Annotated in this window: 20 protein-coding genes; 18 read left to right on the forward strand and 2 right to left on the reverse strand. The window is 43.2% G+C overall.

The genetic code is table 11. From position 1 onward, the window contains the following. From JMY02_RS12060 to JMY02_RS12095, 8 genes are all read left to right on the forward strand, one after another. Positions 1-1,045: hypothetical protein (locus JMY02_RS12060; protein WP_227678508.1), on the forward strand; the 1,045-nt coding region annotated here is incomplete at its 5' end. A gap of 5 nt (positions 1,046-1,050) precedes the next feature. Then, complete coding sequence (locus JMY02_RS12065; RefSeq protein WP_201598643.1) at positions 1,051-2,181, forward strand: glycosyltransferase family 4 protein; 1,131 nt, start codon at positions 1,051-1,053, stop codon at positions 2,179-2,181. Further along, a complete protein-coding gene (locus tag JMY02_RS12070; RefSeq protein ID WP_201598644.1) occupies positions 2,182-2,796 on the forward strand; it encodes a sugar transferase in 615 nt (204 codons plus the stop codon). It begins immediately after the preceding gene. After that, complete coding sequence (locus JMY02_RS12075; protein ID WP_201598647.1) at positions 2,789-3,442, forward strand: NeuD/PglB/VioB family sugar acetyltransferase; 654 nt, start codon at positions 2,789-2,791, stop codon at positions 3,440-3,442. The genes JMY02_RS12070 and JMY02_RS12075 overlap by 8 nt, the downstream gene beginning before the upstream one ends. 39 nt (positions 3,443-3,481) lie before the next feature. Next, the gene (locus JMY02_RS12080; RefSeq protein WP_201598648.1) at positions 3,482-4,693 is read left to right on the forward strand and encodes a DegT/DnrJ/EryC1/StrS family aminotransferase; all 1,212 of its coding nucleotides are present in this window, start codon (positions 3,482-3,484) and stop codon (positions 4,691-4,693) included. 110 nt (positions 4,694-4,803) lie between these two features. Continuing rightward, on the forward strand, positions 4,804-6,273 hold the full coding sequence (locus tag JMY02_RS12085) for a capsule assembly Wzi family protein (RefSeq protein ID WP_201598649.1): 1,470 nt from the start codon (positions 4,804-4,806) through the stop codon (positions 6,271-6,273). Positions 6,274-6,501: 228 nt separating this feature from the next. Continuing rightward, positions 6,502-7,389 carry a bifunctional methylenetetrahydrofolate dehydrogenase/methenyltetrahydrofolate cyclohydrolase FolD gene (gene folD, locus JMY02_RS12090; RefSeq protein WP_201598650.1) on the forward strand — a complete coding sequence of 296 codons (888 nt, stop codon included), beginning with the start codon at positions 6,502-6,504 and terminating at the stop codon, positions 7,387-7,389. A gap of 241 nt (positions 7,390-7,630) precedes the next feature. Next, on the forward strand, positions 7,631-8,149 hold the full coding sequence (locus JMY02_RS12095) for a phosphate-starvation-inducible protein PsiE (RefSeq protein WP_201598651.1): 519 nt from the start codon (positions 7,631-7,633) through the stop codon (positions 8,147-8,149). A gap of 64 nt (positions 8,150-8,213) precedes the next feature. Here the strand turns inward: JMY02_RS12095 and corA are convergent, their stop codons facing one another. Together corA and JMY02_RS12105 are read right to left on the reverse strand one after the other, a co-directional pair. Further along, a complete protein-coding gene (gene corA, locus JMY02_RS12100) occupies positions 8,214-9,428 on the reverse strand; it encodes a magnesium/cobalt transporter CorA (protein ID WP_201598653.1) in 1,215 nt (404 codons plus the stop codon). A gap of 201 nt (positions 9,429-9,629) precedes the next feature. Further along, entirely contained in the window at positions 9,630-10,019 is a 390-nt protein-coding gene (locus JMY02_RS12105; RefSeq protein ID WP_201598655.1) for a DUF2237 family protein, read from the reverse strand. Positions 10,020-10,530: 511 nt separating this feature from the next. Between JMY02_RS12105 and JMY02_RS12110 the strand changes: the two genes are divergently transcribed. The 10 genes from JMY02_RS12110 to bamB all read left to right on the forward strand — a co-directional run bounded on the left by JMY02_RS12110 (position 10,531) and on the right by bamB (position 22,836). Next, complete coding sequence (locus JMY02_RS12110) at positions 10,531-11,844, forward strand: ATP phosphoribosyltransferase regulatory subunit (protein WP_201598657.1); 1,314 nt, start codon at positions 10,531-10,533, stop codon at positions 11,842-11,844. A gap of 327 nt (positions 11,845-12,171) precedes the next feature. Continuing rightward, positions 12,172-13,461 carry an adenylosuccinate synthase gene (locus JMY02_RS12115; protein WP_201598659.1) on the forward strand — a complete coding sequence of 430 codons (1,290 nt, stop codon included), beginning with the start codon at positions 12,172-12,174 and terminating at the stop codon, positions 13,459-13,461. 422 nt (positions 13,462-13,883) lie between these two features. After that, the gene (gene ndk / locus JMY02_RS12120; RefSeq protein ID WP_201598660.1) at positions 13,884-14,315 is read left to right on the forward strand and encodes a nucleoside-diphosphate kinase; all 432 of its coding nucleotides are present in this window, start codon (positions 13,884-13,886) and stop codon (positions 14,313-14,315) included. A gap of 326 nt (positions 14,316-14,641) precedes the next feature. Then, positions 14,642-15,871, forward strand: a complete 1,230-nt coding sequence (gene rlmN, locus JMY02_RS12125; protein ID WP_201598669.1) for a 23S rRNA (adenine(2503)-C(2))-methyltransferase RlmN — start codon at positions 14,642-14,644, stop codon at positions 15,869-15,871. A gap of 353 nt (positions 15,872-16,224) precedes the next feature. Next, positions 16,225-17,160, forward strand: coding sequence for a type IV pilus biogenesis/stability protein PilW (gene pilW, locus JMY02_RS12130; RefSeq protein WP_227678509.1), 936 nt, complete (start codon positions 16,225-16,227; stop codon positions 17,158-17,160). Continuing rightward, positions 17,151-17,969 carry a helix-turn-helix domain-containing protein gene (locus JMY02_RS12135; protein WP_227678510.1) on the forward strand — a complete coding sequence of 273 codons (819 nt, stop codon included), beginning with the start codon at positions 17,151-17,153 and terminating at the stop codon, positions 17,967-17,969. The genes pilW and JMY02_RS12135 overlap by 10 nt, the downstream gene beginning before the upstream one ends. A gap of 136 nt (positions 17,970-18,105) precedes the next feature. Further along, a complete protein-coding gene (gene ispG, locus JMY02_RS12140; RefSeq protein WP_201598677.1) occupies positions 18,106-19,221 on the forward strand; it encodes a flavodoxin-dependent (E)-4-hydroxy-3-methylbut-2-enyl-diphosphate synthase in 1,116 nt (371 codons plus the stop codon). 136 nt (positions 19,222-19,357) lie between these two features. Beyond that, positions 19,358-20,647 (forward strand): histidine--tRNA ligase, encoded by a 1,290-nt coding sequence (hisS, locus tag JMY02_RS12145; protein ID WP_201598678.1) that lies wholly within the window; start codon positions 19,358-19,360, stop codon positions 20,645-20,647. Between the two features lie 100 nt (positions 20,648-20,747). Further along, positions 20,748-21,542, forward strand: a complete 795-nt coding sequence (locus tag JMY02_RS12150; RefSeq protein ID WP_201598680.1) for a YfgM family protein — start codon at positions 20,748-20,750, stop codon at positions 21,540-21,542. 85 nt (positions 21,543-21,627) lie between these two features. Beyond that, positions 21,628-22,836, forward strand: a complete 1,209-nt coding sequence (bamB, locus tag JMY02_RS12155) for an outer membrane protein assembly factor BamB (protein WP_201598681.1) — start codon at positions 21,628-21,630, stop codon at positions 22,834-22,836. Positions 22,837-22,926 lie beyond the last annotated feature (90 nt).

The raw sequence follows: 22,926 nt of genomic DNA on the forward strand, positions 1-22,926 counted from the left end.
TACTCTTTTTTTGGTTATTATTAGCATGTTTTTTATTAATGTTATTATTTATACTTTAATAATTATTAATTTTTTGAATATTTCTCTTTGTGGCGGTAGTGATGCTAGTTATTATGACTCTTATGCTCTAGGATCCTCCAGTCTCGCAGTAAATATTTGGCCAGTTATATTAAGATATCTTAATGATATTGGGTTATATTCTCGTGATGTTATTACTTTTTTTATATTCTTATTGAATTTAGTGTTTATTCCAATAATAACTACTAAGCTCTCAGGTGTGACTTTTAAGAGCCACCAAAAATTCTATCTTTATGTAACATTGGTGAGTTCAATTTACCCAACGCTTTTCTTTTATGCGTTTGATGTTTACCGTGATGTATTTATGGTTTTTAGTTTTTTAATCGGTTGTTTGACGATTAAAAAATCTATAAACAGCACCAGTTTTTTACCTTTTGTCTTTTATTTAAGTATTTCAATTTTAATAGGGATGCTTTTATTGGGTCTACGCCCCTATCTAGGATACGCTTTTTTAGTATCTATTCTTCTATGGAAAATCAAGTTTACCAAAAAAAGATTGATATTTTTTGGGGTTTTATATTTTTTGGTTTTATTTGTTGCAAACTATGCAGGATACTTAGATGCTCTTACAGAGTATCGTACTGGATTTGAAGAGAGTGCTGGTGGTTCTACTTTGGGTTTGAATTTTTCTAATCCTGTTATGTTTATCCCTAATTTTATATTGAGTATGTTAGGGCAGTTATTTGGTTTGTATATTACCAATCCCTTAGCCGTTATTTTATTAGCAGTTGAGACTATCCCTTTTTTCTTTATGCTAACCTATATTATTAAGAATGTTAGATTGGCGGATGGTTTTGTAAGGTTTCTTATTATATTTTTTGTACTATATGCCAGTGTTTGGCTGATTGGTAATGATAACTTGGGTACAGCGGTACGTCTGAGGCTATATAACTACTTTGCGGTTTACATTGGTTTTTTCTATATGCTAAGGCTAAAAAGCCTATCTTCAAAAAAATACAGGTTATAAAGTAGATGAAAATAGCGATTATTGGTACGGTAGCTTCTAGTTTTTATGGCTTTCGAGCTGGACTCATTAAAGCTTTACGAGAGAAGCAGTACGTTATTTATGCTTTTACCTCTGAATATAGTATGGATGATCTCAAAAAAATAGAGGCATTAGGTGTTATACCAGTAACATATGAGCTGAATCGTGGAGGAATGAATCCACTAGCTGATGCTAAAGCAACTTATGCATTATCTAAAAAGATTAAAGAAGTAGCGCCGGATTTGGTTCTTTCCTATTTTTCTAAACCAGTCATTTTTGGCACTTTGGCAGCGAGGATGGCTAAAGTACCAAAAATAATTGGTATGTTGGAGGGCTTGGGTTATGCCTTCACTGATCAACCAGAAGGATTGAACAATAAAACCAAACTGATCAAAAATATTCAAGCGCTTCTTTATAAAATAGCTTTGCCGCAACTCGATAAAATCATATTTTTAAATCCAGACGACCCAAAAGACTTATTAGCGTTTTATAATATAAAAGCAAAAAAGGTAGAGGTATTGGGTGGTATAGGTCTGGATTTAGACGATTATAGTTTTCAGGTGATAAAATCTATTGAGTCGCCTATTAAGTTTTTGTTTATTGGCAGAATGCTAAAAGAAAAAGGGATACATGACTTTATAGCGGCAGCAAAAATGGTAAAGCAGCGTTACCCTGATGTAGAGTTTACAGTGTTAGGCGCTATAGATACTTCTAATCCGGGTGCACTAAAACAGTCAGAACTAGATCAACTGATCTCTTTAAACATTATCAACTATCCTGGTCAGGTAGATAATGTACAAGACTGGATTGCACAGAGTCACGTTTTTGTCTTACCTTCATATAGGGAAGGTGTACCACGCAGTACTCAAGAAGCGATGGCAATAGGGCGAGCTGTTATCACCACTGATGTACCGGGTTGCCGAGAAACAGTCATAGATGGCGTTAATGGCTTTTTAGTGGAAAAATGGAACCCTAAGGCGTTAGCGGATAAAATGATTTATTTTATAGAACATCCCGAACAGATCAAAGCCATGGGCGATGAAAGTTATAAATTAGCGCAAGAGAAGTTTGATGCTGATAAAGTCAATAAACGATTAATAAATATGTTGGGCTTATAAATGATAAAACGACTCTTCGACATTACCGCCGCGACGACAGCTCTGGTTGTTTTATCGCCCGTATATGCGCTTACGGCGTATAAAGTAAAAAACAATCTTGGTTCACCCGTGTTGTTCCGTCAGACCCGCCCCGGATTGCACGGTAAACCATTTGAGATGATTAAATTTCGTTCTATGAAAGACGCGGTAGATGCTGATGGTAACTCATTACCGGACAGTGAGCGTTTGACGCCATTTGGTCAAGCACTACGTAATAGCAGTCTCGATGAACTGCCAGAGCTGTGGAATGTGATTAAAGGTGACATGAGTCTTGTCGGTCCACGGCCTTTGTTGATGGAATATCTACCACTATATAATGAAGCGCAGAAGCGACGTCATTTGGTGCGTCCTGGCATCACAGGCTATGCACAGGTGAATGGTCGTAATGCCATCGGCTGGAGCGAAAAGTTTGAGCTAGACACTTGGTATATCGATAATCAGTCATTATGGCTAGATATCAAGATATTGCTTAAGACAGTCAAAAAAGTTGTGATTAAAGACGGTATCAGTGCTGATGGTCAAGCAACGATGAGCAAGTTTACAGGCTCTCCAGCGTTGGCTAATAGTCATGAGTGATGTATTTGCTGTATATGGTGCGTCAGGTTGTGGACGTAGTTTGATGCCTGTGGCTGTCGAACAGTTGCAGCGTATGGGCAATGACAGCTCAATTATTTTTATCGATGACTCACTACATACAGAGAGCCATATTAATAATCATGTTGCTATGAATTATGATGCTTTTAAAGCATTAGAGGGTGACAAGCATGTCCTCATAGCGATTGCCAATAGCACTGTTCGCCAGAAAATTGCAGATAAATTGTCTGCTGATAGGATATCATTGTGGTCAGTAGCGGGTACTAATACACTGCTGATGGACAGTGTTAAAATTGCTGATGGTGCTGCTCTCAGTCCTTTTGTAACGATTGCATCAAACGTGACTATTGGTAAGTGTTTTCATGCCAATTTATATAGCTATGTTGAGCACGATTGTGTCATTGGCGACTATGTTACTTTTGCCCCGCGCGTCAGCTGTAATGGTAATATCCATATCCATGATTATGCTTATATTGGCTCGGGCGCAGTGATTAAGCAGGGTACACCTGACAAGCCATTGATTATTGGTAAAGGCGCGATTGTTGGCATGGGTGCAGTCGTCACCAAAGATGTACCAGCGGGCGCGGTAGTGGTCGGAAACCCTGCGCGTCTACTAAACAAAGCGTAAATTAAATAGTTATCCATCAATAGAGTGACTGAGACGTATATGCTAAACACCCCGTTTTCACCTTGGCCAAGCTTTACTCAAATCGAGGCCGATGCCGTTAGTCAAGTATTGTTGTCTAATAAAGTCAACTACTGGACAGGACAAGAGTGCCGTCAATTTGAGCAAGAGTTTGCCGAATGGTCAGACAGTAAGTATGCTGTTGCTATGGGCAATGGTACGCTGGCATTAGATGTTGCCTTACAAGCGCTAGGTATTGGTGCGGGCGATGAAGTGATTGTAACGCCGCGCACCTTTATTGCGAGTATTTCCTCGGTGGTCAATGTGGGAGCGACACCAGTGTTTGCTGATGTCGATGAGCTCACAGGCAATATTACGCCTGAATCGATAGCTGCTGTATTGACTGATAAGACCAAGGGCATCGTGTGCGTACATTTGGCAGGTTGGCCATGTGACATGGATGGTATTATGGCGTTGGCAGCGCAGCACAATCTGTATGTGATTGAGGACTGTGCACAAGCGCATGGCGCACGCTACAAAGGTCGTAGTGTTGGTAGTATCGGGCATATTGGTGCTTGGAGCTTTTGCCAAGACAAAATCATGACCACAGGCGGTGAAGGCGGCATGGTCACCACCAATGACGAGCAATTATGGCGCAAGATGTGGGCTTATAAAGACCATGGTAAGAGCTATGCTGCTGTATATGAAACGGAGCACGCACCCGGTTATCGTTGGCTACATGAGAGCTTTGGTACCAATTGGCGCATGACCGAAATGCAAGCCGTCATAGGGCGGATTCAGCTTGAGCGTATGAGTGATTGGACAGCGGCTCGTACTGCCAATGCGCACGCGATATTGACTGCCTGTGCTAAATGGGCAGATAAAGGATATTTATCTGTATCAACATTAGAAGCGTTACCAGCATTTGCAGAGGCCAAGCACGCTTATTATAAATTGTATGTTTATGTGCAGCCTGAGCATTTACCTGAGAACTGGTCACGCGATCGTATTATCACAGAGATTAATGAGCAAGGCGTGCCTTGTTTTTCAGGTTCAGCTTCTGAAGTCTATTTAGAAAAAGCTTTTGACAATACCGGATTAAGACCAGAGACTAGGCTGCCGATGGCTAAGCAATTGGGCGAGACCAGTTTGATGTTTTTGGTGCATCCAACACTGACAGCAGCAGAGATTGCAAAAACCGTTGAAGCATTGGACACAGTATTGGCAGCTATTGATATGGCAAACCAAGCCTAATTTATTGATGACATGCGCATTCATATTTGCGCTTCAATAATAGATTTATTACCTTTATCGCTTATGCTTATCTGATAGAGATAAGTCTCATTTATAAAAAGTAGGTAACCATGTATCACCAACCAAAGTATCAGCAACCAAAATATAAACAACTCAGTGTGTTACTGGGTCTTGGCATGATGTCGATGTTAGCATCGGCACAAAACCTACATATGAACGACCTCAAGCTCAAAGCAGATCTGGATTGGCTCAACACCCAAGGCGTGGTACAGATTAGTACCAGCACTTGGCCGTTGACTGCCAATGAGATCAAGCGTGGATTAGCATCAGCCAATGCTGAAACAGTAGCGCAGCAGCAAGTATTACAGTCGGTACAGACTAGACTGGATCAAAATCGTGATTCATTGGTCAAGGGATCTGCAGGCCTATATGTGCAAACCGATCGAGACCAGCTGCCGCAAACGTTTGCAGACGATCAGCTCGCTGGTCAACAAGCCACAGTAGGTGTATCGCTTAGTGAGGCGGATTGGGAGTTTAATTTACAAGCCAATGTAAAAAACGACAAGCTCGTCGATGATGACTCAGATGTGAGTTTTGAAGGATCATATCTCGCTGGTAAAGCCGCCAATCAATGGTTAATCGCTGGTAAAATTCCGGCGTGGTGGGGTCCTGGACATGATGGTAGCCTCATTCGCGGTGATGCCAGTATTCCTGTTACAGGTATCACTATGCAACGTGATGAGCAAAGTGCACCGACTTCTCAATATCTATCATGGGTAGGGCCTTGGCAGTATCAGCTATTTGCTGGTCAGTTAGAGGACTACGAAGCAATACCAGAGGCCAAACTATTTGGCGCACGTCTAGCGGCAAGTCCATTACCTTGGCTAGAAGTTGGCGCTTCTCGTACCTTTATGTGGGGCGGGGAAGGTCGACCTGAGAGTTTTAGTTCATTCGGTGATGCCCTTTTAGGAACCAAAGACAATGCTGACAATGGTGATGTAGATGGAGACCCGGCCAACCAGCTGGGTGGCTTCGATGCCAAGGTTAAGCTCGCTTCATTGATAAATGTCCCTGCTAGTATTTATGGTCAGTATGTGGGAGAGGACGAAGCAGGTGGGCTGCCTGCCAAAAATATGTATCTCGCGGGCGCAGATTACGCTTCTGAAGCTTACGGCAAGCCTTATCAGCTTTATGCTGAGTATACAGATACTCGCACTAGTGGCGAAGTTCAGGGTATCTCTTATGACCATGGCACTTATACGGATGGTTATTATCAGCAGGGCTATCCACTGGGTTATGCATTGGGCGGCGATGCTGAAAGCGTCGCGGTTGGTGGTCGATTATGGCTGGATAACCGTAACTTTATTAATGCTAAGTTGCAGCATGCAAAAGTCAACCAAGCAGACGAAGCCATCAATCAAGCATTCCCTACTACTGATAAGCTAACCAGTATCGATGTGGCATGGGAGCATCAATGGCAGCCTCAGACGCTAATAACCACCAGACTGTGGGCGGTTGATTCTGATAATCGATCAAGTGATATTGGCGCAGGTGTGGGGTTAGAGTTTCAGACTTACTAGCCCTCGCGTACAGCCGCTAATAAATAATAGCATTTGTGAGAAATAAAAATGGTCTGCTAAACGATAGTAGGCCATTTTTTTATTGTAGCCGAATACATGCTAGGATTTTGCAGCGTACACGGGTACAATATTACTCATAGTCAAAGATTGACGAACCATAAGACAGGCATGCAAAGTCCTTGCAAGCGCTGTCTTTATTTTTTTAATGCTTCCTATATTGGAGTTCATATGTCTATTGCGTCTACTGCTCAAGCACCCGCCATTGTTTTGGACGGCAAAGCACTTGCCAAACAAATAGAACAGCAACTGCGCACGCGCGTGGATATTATCAAGGATAAGACGGGACGTACCCCAAGCCTTGCGACGATATTGGTTGGTAACGATCCAGCTTCAGCGACTTATGTGCGTATGAAAGGCAATGCCTGTAAGCGGGTTGGTATGGATTCTATACGAGTTGAGATGGCAAGTGATACAACGACCGGACAGCTCATGGCAAAGATAGATGAGCTAAACAATAATCCGGATGTACATGGTATTTTGCTGCAGCATCCAGTGCCTGCGCACATTGATGAGCGTGCCTGCTTTGAGCGGATTGATTTGGCAAAAGATGTCGATGGTGTGACTTGTCTTGGCTTTGGTCGTATGGCCATGCAGCAGTCCGCTTATGGCTCATGCACACCGCAAGGCATCATGCATTTGTTAGATCATCATAATATCGAGCTTTCAGGTAAAGAAGCGGTGGTAGTAGGGCGTAGTGCCATCTTGGGTAAACCAATGGCGATGATGCTATTGAATGCCAATTGCACAGTGACCATTTGCCATTCAAAAACTCAAGATTTAGCCGCTCATATTAAGCGCGCAGATATTGTGGTCGGTGCAGTGGGTGTACCGGAGTTGATCAAAGCCGCATGGATTAAGCAAGGCGCAGTCGTCATTGATGCAGGTTTTCATCCAACAGACAATGGCGGCGTTGGTGATATAGAGTTGCAAAGCGTAGAGAATATTGCCAGTGCTTATACGCCAGTACCAGGCGGTGTCGGGCCCATGACGATCAACACACTCATACGCCAAACGGTCGATGCCGCTGAAAAGTCAGCAGGTCTAGATATCAACTAAGAAACGAATATATCCGATACCAGATAAAATGGATACACGACATCATGACGCGAGACTGGTATCAATTTTTCTTGCTTGCTGTGCCTGCGCAGACAGAAGCTACGAAAATTCATCCCAGTCTCGCTGACTCTGTTTTATGTTGACCTGACTATATTAGAAGTACTGATCGCCGATAAATAGGAGGCTTGAGAAAATACAGACTCAGGCCAAGTCAACCACATCTCAGTTGATAGGACCTAAAATGGCTAAAAAAAATACAGATATTCATGAGCGTCTACAGTATATCGGTCGTGAGTTTGTCGACATCTGCCACTACGTTATTTTATTTTTAATTAGTGTGGTGGTAGTTTGGACAGCTGGCAAAGAGTTTATCGGTATTGTCCAAAAAGGTTCAGCAGATCTAAAAGATATTTTGATGTTATTTATTTATCTTGAGCTGCTGGCGATGATAGGTATTTACTTTAAAACCCATCGTCTGCCAGTGCAATTTCTGATATTTATTGCCATAACAGCTTTGTCGCGACATTTGGTAGTTGATGTACAGGCTGTCTCAGATTATTTTCACTTATGGCTACTGGCGACGATTTCGGTGGCTATCATGTTATTAAGCGCTGCGATCGTTGTCCTGACATGGACGGCTCGAACCTTTGGTCGTCCAGAAGACAATCTCGATCAGCAGCATGCAAATCTAACGGTTAAATCCCTTTTACCTGATGATGCGCAGGCGCCTAATAGTACTACAAAGCATCGCCGCGAATGATGACTGAGCAAAGCAAAAAAAAGGGTTACCATCGGTAGCCCTTTTTTTATGCATGATTTTTATATCATAACCACTTTAGTCTTTTAAAGTTGTAGTACAAATAGCCACACAACGAACCAATGACTAGCATGATGGCAAAATATGAGTACTTCCAATGTAACTCAGGCATAAAGTCAAAGTTCATGCCATAGATACCAGCGATGGCCGTTGGCACTGCTAAAATACCTGCCCAAGCGGCAAGCTTACGCACCACTTCGTTCTGTCCCATATTGACCATGGCCATATAGGTATTCATCACCACGCTAAGCATTTCATTAAGACCATTGATTGCGTCCAGAGAATGCAAAAGATGGTCATTCACATCGCGAAAGTAGGGTTTGGCCGCTTGAGAAAAACCAGAAACCAGCTCGCTTTTTTTATGATTGATAAAAAAGCTACAGATGTCTTGCACAGGCAAAATAATAGCGCGCATGTGTACCAGCTGTGATTTTAGCTCATAGAGATTTTTTAAAGTGCCTTTGTCAAACTCATAGGTAAAGACATAGCGCTCTTGCTCACGTAAATAGCGACCCAAGCGATCGGTGATCGGCATATAGTTATCCACGATAAAATCGAGAATGGCATGTAGGACAAAGATAGGGCCCATGCGTAGCTTTTCAGGACGACGGTGACAGTGCTCACGGACGGGGGCGTAAGAATTTGAGGGGCCATTACGAATAGTAATGAGGTAGTTTTTACCCATAAATATCGCCGTAGTGCCATAGCGGATAATATTATCTTCAAGCTTGGCAGTACGAAGTACGACGAAAACCATATCATTGTCGTAGTTTTCAACTTTGGCGCGTTGATGATCTGCGAAAGCATCTTCAATCGCAAGCTCGTGCAAACCAAAGGCTTCTTTGACTTTGACCATGGTTTCTAGACTTGGGTCATAAAGACCCAACCAAATAAATTGTCCACTATTACTCAATGCACGACTGACATCATTTAGGGCAATTTGATCAAGTTTTTCACCCGTTTTTCGCGAATAGGTGTAGCAATTGACCACCTCTTCAGTACTGGATAAGTCAATGTCTTCATAGCGCTCAGAGTCTGGATCGTAGACCGTCATGGTCTCAATCGTGTCCTCAGTCGTCGCATCTACATCACCATAAATATAGCTATCATCATTGTCTAGATACAGATGCTTATCGCTCATATTGGCATGAATACGATTGACGTTAGCGTTGGGTGTAATTCGTGCTGTTTTTTTGATTAACTGGTCGTGATTGTTTTCCATACACCCTCCTCAATAAAATAAAAGACCGGTAATATAGTCAGGTCAATATAAAAAAGAATTAGCGTGACTGGGATAAATTTTTTGTAGACTCTATCTGTGAAGACACAGCAAGCAAGAAAAATTCATCCCAGTCACGCATCATAATGTTACTTATCCATTTTATTTAATATTGACCATAATCAAGACTCACAATAGGTTGTCTTAAAGCGCATAGCTTTTTAACGTGTCCATATCAACCAAGCTCAATAAACTCTCATGACACGCTTCTAGTTTTATTTGCGGTGCAATATCAAAGTCTAGCGCTTCGACCCAGCGTAGGGCGCAGATACACCAGTAATCACCTGGTTTAAGGCCAGCGAAATTATACTCAGGCAGTGGCGTGATAAGGTCGTTACCACGACTGGCAGAAAAGTTTAAAAACTCACTGGTCATCTTGGCACAAACAGTATGTTGACCAACGTCATGATTGCCAGTATGACAAAAACCATTGCGATAATAGCCGGTAATAGGATCAAAGCAACAGCTGGCAAGCGCCGTACCTAAAACATTGGTTTGGTTGATGGCTGGGTTTGGGTGATAATCAGATGACATAAAGCTTCCGAGATAAAAATATGTGTTAGTGTACCATGAGTCTGTGTCAAAGGCGTGGTTCTAACTAGACTCATGCCGCTCTTTATTATAAAGAATGAGAAGCATCATTTCTAATCCATCAGTTGTTTATGCAATGTGGTTATAGTCCTTTGACCTTTACACTAGGTGAGAGGTAATTAGATAGCGATTGGGGGTAATTGTCACTAGGCGAACCTAAACGGCTATGCTAAACTAAAGCGTAAGTGCCTTGGTGATTTATTAGGATCTATTAGCCTATCGCCGTTTATTAGCGCATAAAAATACTCGTCTTATCATTCTAAATTATACTGATTACTCACCCTTTTGCGGTTACCTATTTTTTTATAACCCGTTTGTTTATAAATAATTGGGTCCATGATGTTGCGCGTTAAAAATAAAAAATGCGCTACGTCTATGCAATGGTAAATATAACCTTTAAGTACCGCATCAATACCGCGTTTTTGGTAAGCGATACGCCAAACAAGGATTTATTGTGTCTGTTCGTTCTGATTCTGCAAAACCCGCTCAGTTAAATACTATCAATAAAGCGCTGACTCAGCCTGTCAAAAGTGCGGATGAGTCCAAGCCTGTACTTTCTTTTAGCAACTTTACGAATGACGTTGCCAACAGCTGGTTACTGCCTGATGGGGTGGTGGACGTGTTGTTTGAAGATGCTCATAAGCAAGAAGTGCTTAGATATCAGTTGACTCAGCAGCTTATCGCTCACGGTTATCAGCTGGTCAATCCACCAATGATTGAGTTCACGGAATCGTTATTGAGCGATGCGTCAGAGGATTTGAAGCGGCAAACCTTTAAGATTATCGATCAGCTAACGGGTCGATTGATGGGTCTGCGTGCCGATATCACTCCGCAGATTTTGCGTATCGATGCGCATCATGGTGGTACAGGCATTGCACGGTATTGCTATGCAGGTGATGTGATTCATACACTGCCTTCAGGGCTTTTTGGCTCACGGACGCCGCTACAGTTGGGTGCTGAGATATTTGGTTGTGCCTCACTTGCCGCCGATATTGAGCTAATAGATGTGTTGTTCGGCATGGTCAATATGCTAGACATGAGTGCCGACCTGCATATCGATTTGGGTCATGTAGCCATATTTAAGCGTTTGGCCGAATTGGCCGAGCTATCAGACAGTGACACTGAACATTTAATGAATTTATATGCCAATAAAAACCTGCCAGAGCTTAAACGTGTCTGCCAAGCATTGCCGATGGGTGGCGACTTTTATGCATTGGCGCGATTTGGTCATGATATCGAAAACCTCTTGGCCAAGCTATCAGCGACTGCTCAGCAAGATACGCAAATTGCAGATGCTGTCGATGAGTTGCAACGTTTAAAAACCCATTTACAAGAGCAGTGGCAGTGCCCAGTCAGTATCGATGTGACAGAGTTATCAGGCTATCATTATCATACTGGCATTGTCTTCAATGGTTATATCAATAGCGAGACCCAACCACTGGTACGCGGTGGTCGTTTCGATGGGATGCAAAGCGGCAGTCAATTAACAGGCCATCAGCTGCGAGAAGCCACTGGCTTTAGTATGGACGTCAGCCGTTTGCTGGCTCATACTCAGCTTGATGCACCAATTGTCGTACTGGTAGATTATATGGCGTCCAGCAGTGCAAACGAAGAACAAAGACAAACGTTATGGCAACAAGTTGAAAGTTTGCGCCAACAAGGCTATCGCGTCACCATGCCTTTAAATGCAGAAGACCGTCCAGCAAATATAACGCATCATTTGAACTTTATAAATAACCAATGGCAGTTACAAACTGTTTTAGCTTGACCTCATTAACCATTTATTGAATGGCTGATTGACCAAATGCACACCGAAAACTAAGCATTGATTTTTAATATAGTGAGTTCAGTATAAAAACGATATAGCGGAGCTGGAAGGAGTTTTTCGCCGCCTCTGTCTGTGAAGGCACAGCAAGCCAGAAAAATTTATACCAGTTCAGCGTTGCAATATAATGCATCTATTTTATTTAGAATGGGCCATATTATAAATTTTAGCGTTATCAAATTATTGTTATTAAAATTATTATCATTAAAGCCATCGTGGTTTTTAAACCGTTATTGCACACACCTCAATACATAAAGGTAAGGATTGATCATGGGTAAGAATGTCGTAGTTCTGGGTAGCCAATGGGGCGATGAAGGTAAGGGTAAAATCGTCGATTTGCTGACCGAAAAAGCCTCAGCAGTTGCGCGCTTTCAAGGTGGCCATAACGCAGGCCACACGTTGGTTGTCGATGGCAAAACCACTGTCTTGCATTTAATCCCATCAGGTATCTTGCGTGAAGGCGTGACGTGCTTTATCGGTAATGGCGTGGTGTTAGCACCTGATGCGCTTTTAAAAGAGATGAAAGAGCTTGAAGACAATAACGTACCCGTACGTGAGCGTCTGCGTATTTCACCCAATTGTCCGCTTATCATGCCATACCATGTCGCCCTCGACCAAGCTCGTGAAGCCAAGCGCGGTACTGGTAAGATCGGTACGACAGGTCGTGGTATTGGCCCTGCGTACGAAGACAAAGTGGCTCGCCGTGCAATCAAGCTGGCTGACTTATTCCGCAATGATTTAGAAGAAAAGCTACGCAACTTAATCGAATATCATAACTTCCAATTGACGCAGTATTATAAAGTTGATGCGATTGATTTTGATGAGACGCTTAGACTTTGTAAAGAATGGAAAGAAGAGATCAAAGGGATGGTTACCGATGTCACTGAAGACCTTAATCAGTTGCGTTTGGCTGGCAAAAACCTGATGTTTGAAGGTGCTCAAGGTACGTTACTAGATATCGACCATGGTACGTATCCATTTGTGACCAGCTCAAGCGTAACTGCTGGTGGCGTATCGACTGGTACTGGTATTGGCCCATTGTATTTAGATTATGTGCTTGGTATTACTAAAGCCTATACCACACGTGTTGGTAGCGGTCCGTTCCCAACTGAGTTGTTTGATGATGTTGGTGCTCATTTGGCCAAAGTCGGTCATGAGTTTGGCGCAACGACGGGTCGTGCTCGTCGCTGTGGTTGGTTTGATGCCGAAGCATTACGCCGTGCTGTAGTACTCAACTCACTGTCTGGTATCTGCTTAACCAAACTAGATGTATTGGACGGTTTAGAAGAGCTATTAATCGGTGTGGGTTACAATCTACCTGAGACTGAGTGTGCAGGTGCACATGATGCTGAGTTCTATGAATCAGTGACCCCAAAGTATGAGACGTTACAAGGCTGGAGCGAGTCAACAGTTGGTGTTACTAACTATGATGACCTACCAGAAAACGCTAAAATATACATCAAACGTATCGAAGACCTAATTGGCTGTCCTGTCGATATCATCTCGACTGGTCCTGACCGCGAAGAAACCATTGTGTTGCGTGATCCGTACGACGCATGAGTATAGTGAACTAAAAATAAAGCTGTTACTTTGTCAGACGCGTTTAATGTACTAGGTGTACAATCCTCACTCGTCTTCCTTGTATCCGCTTTATATTTGTCCCACTATTGATAGATAGATTAAATAATCAAACCCCAGTGCTGAGCATTGGGGTTTTTGTTTTGTGAGATATTGCGTCTTTATTAATAATTTTGACAGACTGAATTTACTTTTATGCAAGGTGCGTTCATAAATTAACCCTATCATTTATGGCCTTAATCATTATAATAGGCAGCAATCCTATATTGGCTAAGTTGGCTCTCTTGCTTTCATTCTGGTAAATCATGAGTGATTTAAATCAGCCCAAGTCAACATAGTGGCTAAAGATAAAACAAAGCATTTACGATTACATTTTTCTCGACTTTATTTATTAGGAGCTTTTTATGGCTAACGAACGTACTTTATCTATCATCAAACCTGACGCCGTTGCTGGCAACCATATCGGCGCTATCTATGACCGTTTTGAACAAGCGGGTCTAAAAATCGTCGCAGCCAAAATGCTACAACTTGATGATGAAAAAGCAGGCGGTTTTTATGCAGAGCACGCAGAGCGTCCATTTTACAATGATCTAAAATCGTTCATGATGTCAGGCCCAGTATTGGTATCAGTACTAGAAGGCGAGAACGCTATCGCTAAGCATCGTGAAATCATGGGTGCAACCAACCCAAAAGATGCAGAAAAAGGCACTATTCGTGCAGATTTCGCCAGCAGCATCGATGAAAACGCGGTTCATGGTTCAGATTCAGCAGAATCAGCCAAACGCGAAATCAGCTACTTCTTCAGTGATGATGAAGTTTGTACACGTACGCGTTAATAGCAGCGATTATTAATATTTTCTAGTTTCTATTGTAGCGATTATTAATAGTTATTTTCGTGAGACGGCTTATATCTTATGGGTATAAGCCGTTTTAACGATTATAATAGTGCCAGTCTTTATTGAAATTATCGATTTTCTCCCTCATTATTGTATTTAATCAGCGTTATCAATCCCTTATCAGCATTGTTTTATCAAATGTTATTTTTTAATCTATCAACAGATAAAAGCTGCGCTTATAACGGATTGCTCATGCACCGCGTATGGCAACGTTCATATAAATAATTGCACCGCTTATCTAAGCTCATGCAAAAAGGTTACCTATTATGTCAACTGTCCAAATACCCACTCAGCACGTACCGACTAAGATTGCGGATAGCATCAAGCTAGTCGATGAAGCGCACGCAAAAACCAATCTACTAGGTATGACGCAAGCACAATTGGCCGATTACTTTAAGAGTATTGGCGAAAAGCCGTTTCGTGCGACACAGGTCATTAAGTGGATATATCAGCACGGCGTGACTGATTTTGAGCAGATGACTAATTTGAGCAAATCCTTGCGTGATAAATTGTCACTCAATGCTTGTGTCATTCCGCCAAAGGTCATTCATCGTCAGTACAGCGATGATGGCACACGTAAATGGGTGTTTGAAGTCACAGGCGGCTCATTGGTCGAGACGGTATTGATTCCGGCAGATGACAGCAAAGTTAATGGTCGTAAAACCTTATGCGTGTCTTCACAAGTAGGCTGTGCGCTGGACTGTAGCTTCTGTAGTACAGGCAAGCAGGGCTTTGAGCGTGATTTGAGTGCCGCTGAAATCATCGGACAGCTTTGGGTGGCCAATGCCTCTTATATGACCGATGAAAACGATAGCTTAGAACACGTTGACCACAGTTTATGGGAAAACAATGTGACAAACGTAGTCATGATGGGCATGGGTGAGCCACTGTTAAACTATAAACCTGTGGTTGGTTCAATGGAAATCATGCTGAGCGATCATGCTTACGGCTTGTCAAAACGCCGTGTGACTTTATCAACCTCAGGCGTTGTGCCAAAAATGTATCAGTTGTCGCAAGACATTGACGTAGCATTAGCCATTTCATTGCATGCACCAAATGATGAGTTGCGTAATGAATTGGTGCCGATTAATAAAAAATACCCGTTAGATGAGCTGATTGCCGCTGCAAAAAACTACGTTTATGATGTCAATCCACGTCATAAAAAACATGTAACAATTGAGTATGTGATGCTTGATGGTGTCAATGACAGCAATGAACATGCAGAGCAGCTGGTCGCATTATTAGAAGGTCTGCCAAGCAAAATCAATCTCATTCCCTTTAATCCGTTCCCGCATGCCCATTATGATAAATCAAGCAATAACCGCATTCATGCGTTTAGCAATATTTTAAGCGCGGCAGGTTTTGTTTGTACCATTCGCCAAACTCGCGGTGATGACATTGATGCCGCTTGTGGTCAATTGGTGGGACAAGTGGCCGATAGAACTCGTCGTTCAGCCGCTTGGCAACAAAGTATTAAAGATCGTGAAAGTATTTAGAGTCCTGTCCACGACTTTTATTACTGGGGCTGATACTAAAACTGCCCCATACTGTGTTGCAAGTCTCGCTAAGGTATTCACATTATCATCGACTTGCGCCTTGTCTGGAACCGTTTTAGCGATCAGCAGTGCCTATTTGTGAATATCAAACACGCCCTAATAGCAAAAATTTGCGTAACATTACTATTTAGCTCTCTTCTATCTTTCGCAATGGTAATGAAAATGTAGCAATAATGGTTGGCATTGAGGAGCGAAGCAATTAATGACAACTAAATTGTACTTATGGGGGCTAAATCTATTAAACTGAGGCTTCTTGATCGAACGCATTGAATCACAGTTTTATGATGGCGGCTATGATGACTTTTAAAAATTCTTGTCAGTTCAAATATCAAAAACCCTTTTTTCAAGATTGTCAGCAGTTAAGAGTAGTGCCTACAAAAGTAGTGTTGTCAAAGCCTATGCTGTTGTCAGCAGCGTTAGTAGGACTGTTATTGACAGGTTGCCAAAGCACGCCGACCAGCGATTTAACTGGCAGCACCTCTTACCAGACGTCCACAAGACCCAGTGACAATCGTAACCTAGATCAACAAGAAATCGCCCGCGTGCGTACATCACTTGCCGCACAATACATCCGCAAAAATGAGCTTGATACCGCTCAGCGTCAGCTCGAAAAAGCCTTTGCTGCCGATAGCCGTTACGCGCCCGCCTATGATATGATGGGCGTTTTGCTACAGCAAGAGGGCAGCCGTATTAATCTTGAAAAGGCCGATCAATATTTTAAAAAGGCGATCGCGCTCGATAAAGATTTTGAGCAAGCCCACAATAACTATGGCGTTTATTTATCACAGATGAAGCGCTATAGTGAGGCAGCTGCGCAGTTAGAGATTGCTGGTGCAGCATTGGGTTATGAAGGCCGTATTGGTGCGTTAGAGAACTTAGGACGTACTTACCTTCAGCTAGGTGACCGCAGTGCCGCGTCCAAAGCGTTTTTGCGGGCGCTCGATGGCAATCGTAATAGCATTATTGCCCATATAGAATTGGTGGATTTGTTGCTCGAGCAGCAACGTGTGCCGCAAGCTCAAAGGCTGTACGATGAGACATTAGTGCTGGTGCAAGGGCAGGGCATTAGCCCGCGTTTGTTATTACAAGGTATCAAACTTGCCGCAGTGCAAAACAACATAGCAACACGCCAGCAATTGGCACAGCAGCTTTTATCCGCTTATCCTTTAAGTGAGGAAGCAAAACAACTTAAGACTTGGCTTAACAATCCAGAGGCACCATGGCAATGACCACCCCATCATCGAACACTCAATCTAACGCTCAGGGATCCTTTGGTGCTATGTTGCAGCAAGCCCGGAAAACCAAGCAAGTCAGCTTAGAAGAGGCAGCCGCCGAGCTATTTATTTTAAAGCGTCACTTGCAAGCGCTCGAAAATGAGAACTTTGCTGATTTGCCACAAGCCGCCTTTGCTCGTGGATTTGCGATTAACTATGCCAAATACTTGGGATTGGATGCAACAAAAGTCGCTAGCAGTTTTGATGCGGCTTATCCGAATGAACTTAAAGCGCAAGCATCAAGTAACACGGACACGCCACTGCGTCCAATGGGAACGTTACAGCGCGATACGCATAATCGCATTCGTTTTAACCCATTACTGATTTTGGCAGTCATTGGTGTCATTGTCTTAGCGATATTTTTATTTCGCATGGTCAGCAATGCCAGTAAAGAAAATAACGAAGAACCAATTGCTATAGCGGATGATGTATCAGCGATAGAACAAGCGCAAGGTGCTGCAATTGAAGATGCGAACGGGATTGGGGCGTCTGGTTCTGCACTGAATTTGGGTGGTGCTAGTACAAGCATGGCTGCTTTGGACATGACACTCACGGATACGGCCGTTGTTAGTATCACCGATGCGTCTGGTAACAGTCTTATAAATGGCGCTCAGACGTCAGGTAATTATCAATTGTCAGGTATGCCACCGTTTAATGTACAAATTGATAATATTGATAACGTTCGCTTAACACTCAACCAAGAAGCCGTGGCTTTAGAGTCTTATGCGACTGACAAACAAGCCAGCTTTGATCTAGCGCCTTAGTTTTTAAACGGTCATTGAACGTTCTTAGTAATTGAATATTCTTAAAAGTTATGGCTAATTTTTACAGCCACTTTTTTACAGCCACTAAACATGTTTTTTTCGTTCGTCTTTCTCGCTTTAATTAAAGGGTTTGTCTATGTCAACGTCAGCGCCTATTAACCGTCGTTTTACCAAAAAAATATACGTCGGTGATGTCGCGATTGGTGGCGATGCACCGATCAGTGTACAAAGTATGACCAATACAGACACCTGCGATGTGGCCGCGACTGTGGCACAGATTGAGCGCTGCGTCGAAGCAGGCGCGGATCTGATGCGGGTATCAACACCAACAATGGACACCGTAAAAGCGTTTGGTGAAATTCGTAAGTTGGTGAGTGTGCCATTGATAGCCGATGTGCATTTTGATCATAAAATTGCGTTAGCCGTTGCCGAGGCAGGCGCAGACTGTTTGCGTATCAATCCTGGTAATATCGGTAGCGATGCCAAAGTACGTGAAGTGGTTGCTTGTGCCAAATATCACAATATCCCTATTCGTATTGGCGTCAATGCAGGCTCGCTCGAAAAAGACATCCAGCGTAAATATACAGAGCCAACGGGCGCTGCAATGCTTGAGTCAGCCATGCGCCATATTGATATTTTAGAACGCCTCAATTTTGATCAATACAAAGTGTCTGTCAAAGCCAGTAATGTGTTTTTGACCATGGATGCCTATCGCCTAATATCAGCTCAGATTGACAATCCACTGCATTTGGGCGTCACTGAAGCCGGTGTGTATCGTACTGGCGCAGTAAAATCTGCCATTGCCCTTGGAGGTTTATTACTGGACGGTATTGGCGATACCATTCGGATTTCGCTAGCAGCAGAGCCTGAAGAAGAAATAAAAATTGGCTTTGATATTTTAAAGTCACTGAATATTCGCTCTAATGGTGTCAACTTTATTGCTTGTCCCAGTTGCTCACGTCAAGAGTTTGATGTGATTAGAGTCATGACGGCACTAGAATCACGTCTAGAAGACATTCGTGAGCCGATGAACTTGTCTGTGATTGGTTGCAAAGTAAATGGTCCGGGTGAAGCGAAAGAAGCAGATATCGGTATCGTTGGTGCGGCACGCCGATCTTTAGTATATCGAATGGGTGAAAAAAGCCATCTTATCGATACTAATAATTTGGTTGATGAAATTGAAACTATGGTTCGTGCGCACGCAGAAGTGTTAGAAAAAGCCCGTGAAAATGAGATTATTCGCGTAAAATGAGCCGAAACATCATATAGCGTGTGGTTGTAAGCGATACAGTGCTGACTTAATACCCATCTGAAAATAATGTTCGATTATGAGCAAAAACAATAATAATAGAAACATTTGTTAGAAATTTTAAGGATATGACCGTACCATGATTAAAGCAATTAAAGGGTTCAATGATATTTTGCCTAATCAGTCTGCAAAATGGCTGCACTTAGAGGCGATATTGGCAGATGTGCTGAGCAGATACGGCTATGAGCATATTCGTTTGCCAATTGTTGAGCAAACGGATTTATTTGCTCGTGCAATCGGCGGCGCGACAGACATCGTCGAAAAAGAGATGTACAGTTTCACCGATAAGTCTGAGCCGCCAACACCATTGGCATTACGTCCTGAAGGCACGGCAGGGGCAGTGCGCGCGGTGATTGAGCACAATTTATTACGCGGCGATACACCCAAATTATGGTATATCGGTCCGATGTTCCGCTACGAGCGTCCGCAAAAAGGGCGTTATCGCCAATTCCATCAATTGGGTGTGGAGAGTTTCGGTAGTGCGCTACCCGATGCAGATGCCGAATTGATTGCGATGACCCATCTGATGTGGCAAGAATTGGGTCTAAAAGATGAGATGCACTTACAGCTGAACAGCCTAGGTGAGCTTGACGAGCGTCATGCTTATCGCGAAGCACTGGTAGCCTATTTAACCGATAAAAAAGACCAGCTCGATGACGATAGTAAACGCCGTTTGACGACCAACCCATTACGTATTTTAGACAGTAAAGAGGCGAGTACTCAAGCGCTACTGGCAGATGCTCCGAAGCTTGCTGACTTTTTGGGTTCAGAGAGTGTGGCGCACTTTGAGCAGGTGCAAACTTATTTGACCGCGCTTGGCATCGATTTTGAGATCAACCCCCATTTGGTGCGCGGGCTTGATTATTATAATAAAACCGTTTTTGAGTGGGTAACTGACAAGCTTGGCAGCCAAGCAACCGTCTGTGCTGGCGGTCGTTATGATGGTTTGGTCGGGCAATTAAAATCTATCGGTGCAGATGGCAATAAACCAGTTAAGTCAGAGCCTGCCGTTGGTTTTGCCATGGGGCTTGAGCGTTTATTATTGCTGATGGAAGCGGTAGCACCGATTGCTGATATGCCAGCTTGTGATGTTTTCGTTGTTGCTCATCCAGAGGTTTATAGTGCTGGTATTGGTTATGCACAAAGCTTGCGTTATAGTCGCCCAGATGTACGGGTAAAAATGGCAAGTGCCACCAGCCTAAAAGCACAAATGAAAAAAGCGGACAAGTCGGGTGCGGCATTGACGGTTATTATCGCGCAGCAAGAGCTGGATGATAATACCATTAGCATTAAAGACATGCAGACAGGCGCGCAACAGACAGTGGCGCAAGATTGGCTCTCGCATCAAGATAGCTTTTCACGTGACTAATCAAGACAATTAATCGCGTGCACCGTAATATCTGCCAATATGTCATCGATTTTGACTCTAGTAGCAGCAATTTAATAACAATTTTATCAGGTAAATACATATGGCTCTGACACCCAATTCGCCGAATGCAGACAATTCAATGCAAGCGTTAAAGCAATATGGCAGCTATATTGTCACTGCGATTTTGTTGGCGCTGGCCGCTTACTTTGGTTGGACATATTGGCAGAATAACCATGCGCGGGTAGATACCGTGGCGGCGGATCATTATGCAGACATTCAGCGGTTGAATGAAGAAGTCAGTTTGGCCTCGCAGAACCCAGATTTAGAAGCAGAAGCACAAGAGGCACTTGCTCAAAGTCGGACACAAATGAATGAAGACATTGATGCCCTAGTCAGTAAACATGGAGATTCGGTTTACGCTTGGCAGGCTTTGATGATCAAAGCGCGTCAACAAGTTGATAGTGATGAGTTTGCTGAGGCTAGTGAGACGTTGAAAAAGGCGCTGGCAATCGATCTGGGTGATGCAGGTTTGCAGGCGATTACTAGACTACGCTATGCGACCACGCTATTGGCCGCAGGTGATGCCGATGCTGCATTAGCACAAGCGAATAATGATATGCCAAGCTCGTTTGAAGCCAGCCAGCAAGAATTGCTAGGAGATATTTATTTGGCACAAGACAATAAAGACTCAGCGATTCAATCGTACAATAATGCTTGGGAGCTGTTACGTAGCCGTCAAGAAACACGCGCAGTATTGGCATTAAAAATGGAAAGCTTGGGTGTCATGCCTGAACCTATTGATGAGCAAGCAGGTCTTATTCAAGAATCAACCGTGTCTGAGCAGCCATTAGTCACAGACGCAGCAGAAAATGCTACCGCCGAGATTGCCCAGTAATTGTATAGTAATAAGCGTCAGCGACTAATAGTAGCGCTAGCGTTTTACCTAATTATTCATAATTTATTTGTAGTGAGAACCTATAATGACTCAATCTATTCGCTTTAGCAAAATATTAAAAGCTAAAACCATCAAAAAAACGGTTATGCATGTAGCCGTATTGGCAGTAATGAGCACTGCGGTGATTGGGTGTAATCGCGGTATCAAACCAGTTGTCAATGAGCCGGTAAAACTGGTACAGATTGCTGAGCCTATTAGTGTGTTGCAGCCTGTTTTTAGTACCGATGTCGGTAATAAAAAAGCCAGTAAAAAAGATCCGCTAGATTTGCAGGTAGGTTATGCCAATGGGCAAATCGTTACGGCATCACGCGGTGGTGATTTGATCGGTTTTAATAGCGCTGGCGAACGTTTATGGTCAATCAATGTCGACGATCAAATCACGGGTGGCGTTGCCTTAGATGCCTTGAGTCAGACGGCTATTGTCAGTACGCGCAGTGGTCAGATAATGGCCTTTGATAGCGCTACTGGTGCAAAACGTTGGCAGAAACAGTTGTCAGGGTCTGTTTTGACACCTGCTCTTATTACCAATAACCGCGTAATCTTATCAGCGAATGATGGTTTTTTGCATGGCTTATCACTACAAACAGGTCAGTCTGTGTGGCAGTTTGCCACTCAAGTGCCAGCGATCAGCGTGCGCGGTAGTGCGGCACCAACGTTATTAGATAGTAAAACCGCTCTATTAGCGACTGCCGATGGCCGATTGCACGCGGTAACGACCGATAGCGGTTTGCCGCAATGGTCAAGACGCGTTGGGGTGGGCTCTGGTAGTAGCGAAGTTGAGCGTATGAGCGATGTCGATGGCACGCCTATCGTGGATAAAAACCAGTTGTTTGCCATCAGTTATAGTGGTCAGTTGCTAGGGATTGATTTGGCATCGCGTCAAGTCATGTTTGTCAAGGAGCTTGCTAGCCTAAAAGCGCTGGCAGTAAACAACCAACAAGTTATTGCCACAAGCTTAGATGGTAAAGTTGTTGCTTATAACCGCACCAGTGGTGAGATGTTATGGGAAAATGAAGCGTTGGCTTATCGTCATTTAACCAACCCTGTGATGATTGGTAATTACATTGCAATCGGTGATTTAGAGGGTGTAGTGCACTTATTTGATCCTGCCAGCGGCAAAATCGTCAGCCGTGTACAAACCAAAGGTGCTTTAAGCAGCTTGCAAGTACAAGGCAGTCGTTTGATGACCCAAAGCACCTCAGGACAAGTGGCTATTTGGCAGTTAGCTCGCTAAGTTTTTTATTAATTAATCTTAGGGCGTGTCATCAATTAGCACATTGATGCATTTTATGGCCTTAAAATGGCTAAATTTTCGCTAAACGGT

This window comes from Psychrobacter vallis, from assembly GCF_904846715.1.
Classification (GTDB): Bacteria; Pseudomonadota; Gammaproteobacteria; order Pseudomonadales; family Moraxellaceae; genus Psychrobacter; species Psychrobacter vallis.

What these genes read in the sequence shown, in the direction of transcription:
- bamB (WP_201598681.1), top strand. Translation starts at nt 21,628, where the DNA reads ATGACTCAATCTATTCGCTTTAGCAAAATATTAAAAGCTAAAACCATC.
- rlmN (WP_201598669.1), top strand. Translation starts at nt 14,642, where the DNA reads ATGTCAACTGTCCAAATACCCACTCAGCACGTACCGACTAAGATTGCG.
- JMY02_RS12115 (WP_201598659.1), top strand. Translation starts at nt 12,172, where the DNA reads ATGGGTAAGAATGTCGTAGTTCTGGGTAGCCAATGGGGCGATGAAGGT.
- pilW (WP_227678509.1), top strand. Translation starts at nt 16,225, where the DNA reads ATGATGACTTTTAAAAATTCTTGTCAGTTCAAATATCAAAAACCCTTT.
- JMY02_RS12065 (WP_201598643.1), top strand. Translation starts at nt 1,051, where the DNA reads ATGAAAATAGCGATTATTGGTACGGTAGCTTCTAGTTTTTATGGCTTT.
- JMY02_RS12150 (WP_201598680.1), top strand. Translation starts at nt 20,748, where the DNA reads ATGGCTCTGACACCCAATTCGCCGAATGCAGACAATTCAATGCAAGCG.
- JMY02_RS12105 (WP_201598655.1), bottom strand. Translation starts at nt 10,019, where the DNA reads ATGTCATCTGATTATCACCCAAACCCAGCCATCAACCAAACCAATGTT.
- folD (WP_201598650.1), top strand. Translation starts at nt 6,502, where the DNA reads ATGTCTATTGCGTCTACTGCTCAAGCACCCGCCATTGTTTTGGACGGC.
- JMY02_RS12095 (WP_201598651.1), top strand. Translation starts at nt 7,631, where the DNA reads ATGGCTAAAAAAAATACAGATATTCATGAGCGTCTACAGTATATCGGT.
- JMY02_RS12075 (WP_201598647.1), top strand. Translation starts at nt 2,789, where the DNA reads ATGAGTGATGTATTTGCTGTATATGGTGCGTCAGGTTGTGGACGTAGT.
- ispG (WP_201598677.1), top strand. Translation starts at nt 18,106, where the DNA reads ATGTCAACGTCAGCGCCTATTAACCGTCGTTTTACCAAAAAAATATAC.
- JMY02_RS12070 (WP_201598644.1), top strand. Translation starts at nt 2,182, where the DNA reads ATGATAAAACGACTCTTCGACATTACCGCCGCGACGACAGCTCTGGTT.
- JMY02_RS12085 (WP_201598649.1), top strand. Translation starts at nt 4,804, where the DNA reads ATGTATCACCAACCAAAGTATCAGCAACCAAAATATAAACAACTCAGT.
- JMY02_RS12135 (WP_227678510.1), top strand. Translation starts at nt 17,151, where the DNA reads ATGGCAATGACCACCCCATCATCGAACACTCAATCTAACGCTCAGGGA.
- corA (WP_201598653.1), bottom strand. Translation starts at nt 9,428, where the DNA reads ATGGAAAACAATCACGACCAGTTAATCAAAAAAACAGCACGAATTACA.
- ndk (WP_201598660.1), top strand. Translation starts at nt 13,884, where the DNA reads ATGGCTAACGAACGTACTTTATCTATCATCAAACCTGACGCCGTTGCT.
- JMY02_RS12080 (WP_201598648.1), top strand. Translation starts at nt 3,482, where the DNA reads ATGCTAAACACCCCGTTTTCACCTTGGCCAAGCTTTACTCAAATCGAG.
- hisS (WP_201598678.1), top strand. Translation starts at nt 19,358, where the DNA reads ATGATTAAAGCAATTAAAGGGTTCAATGATATTTTGCCTAATCAGTCT.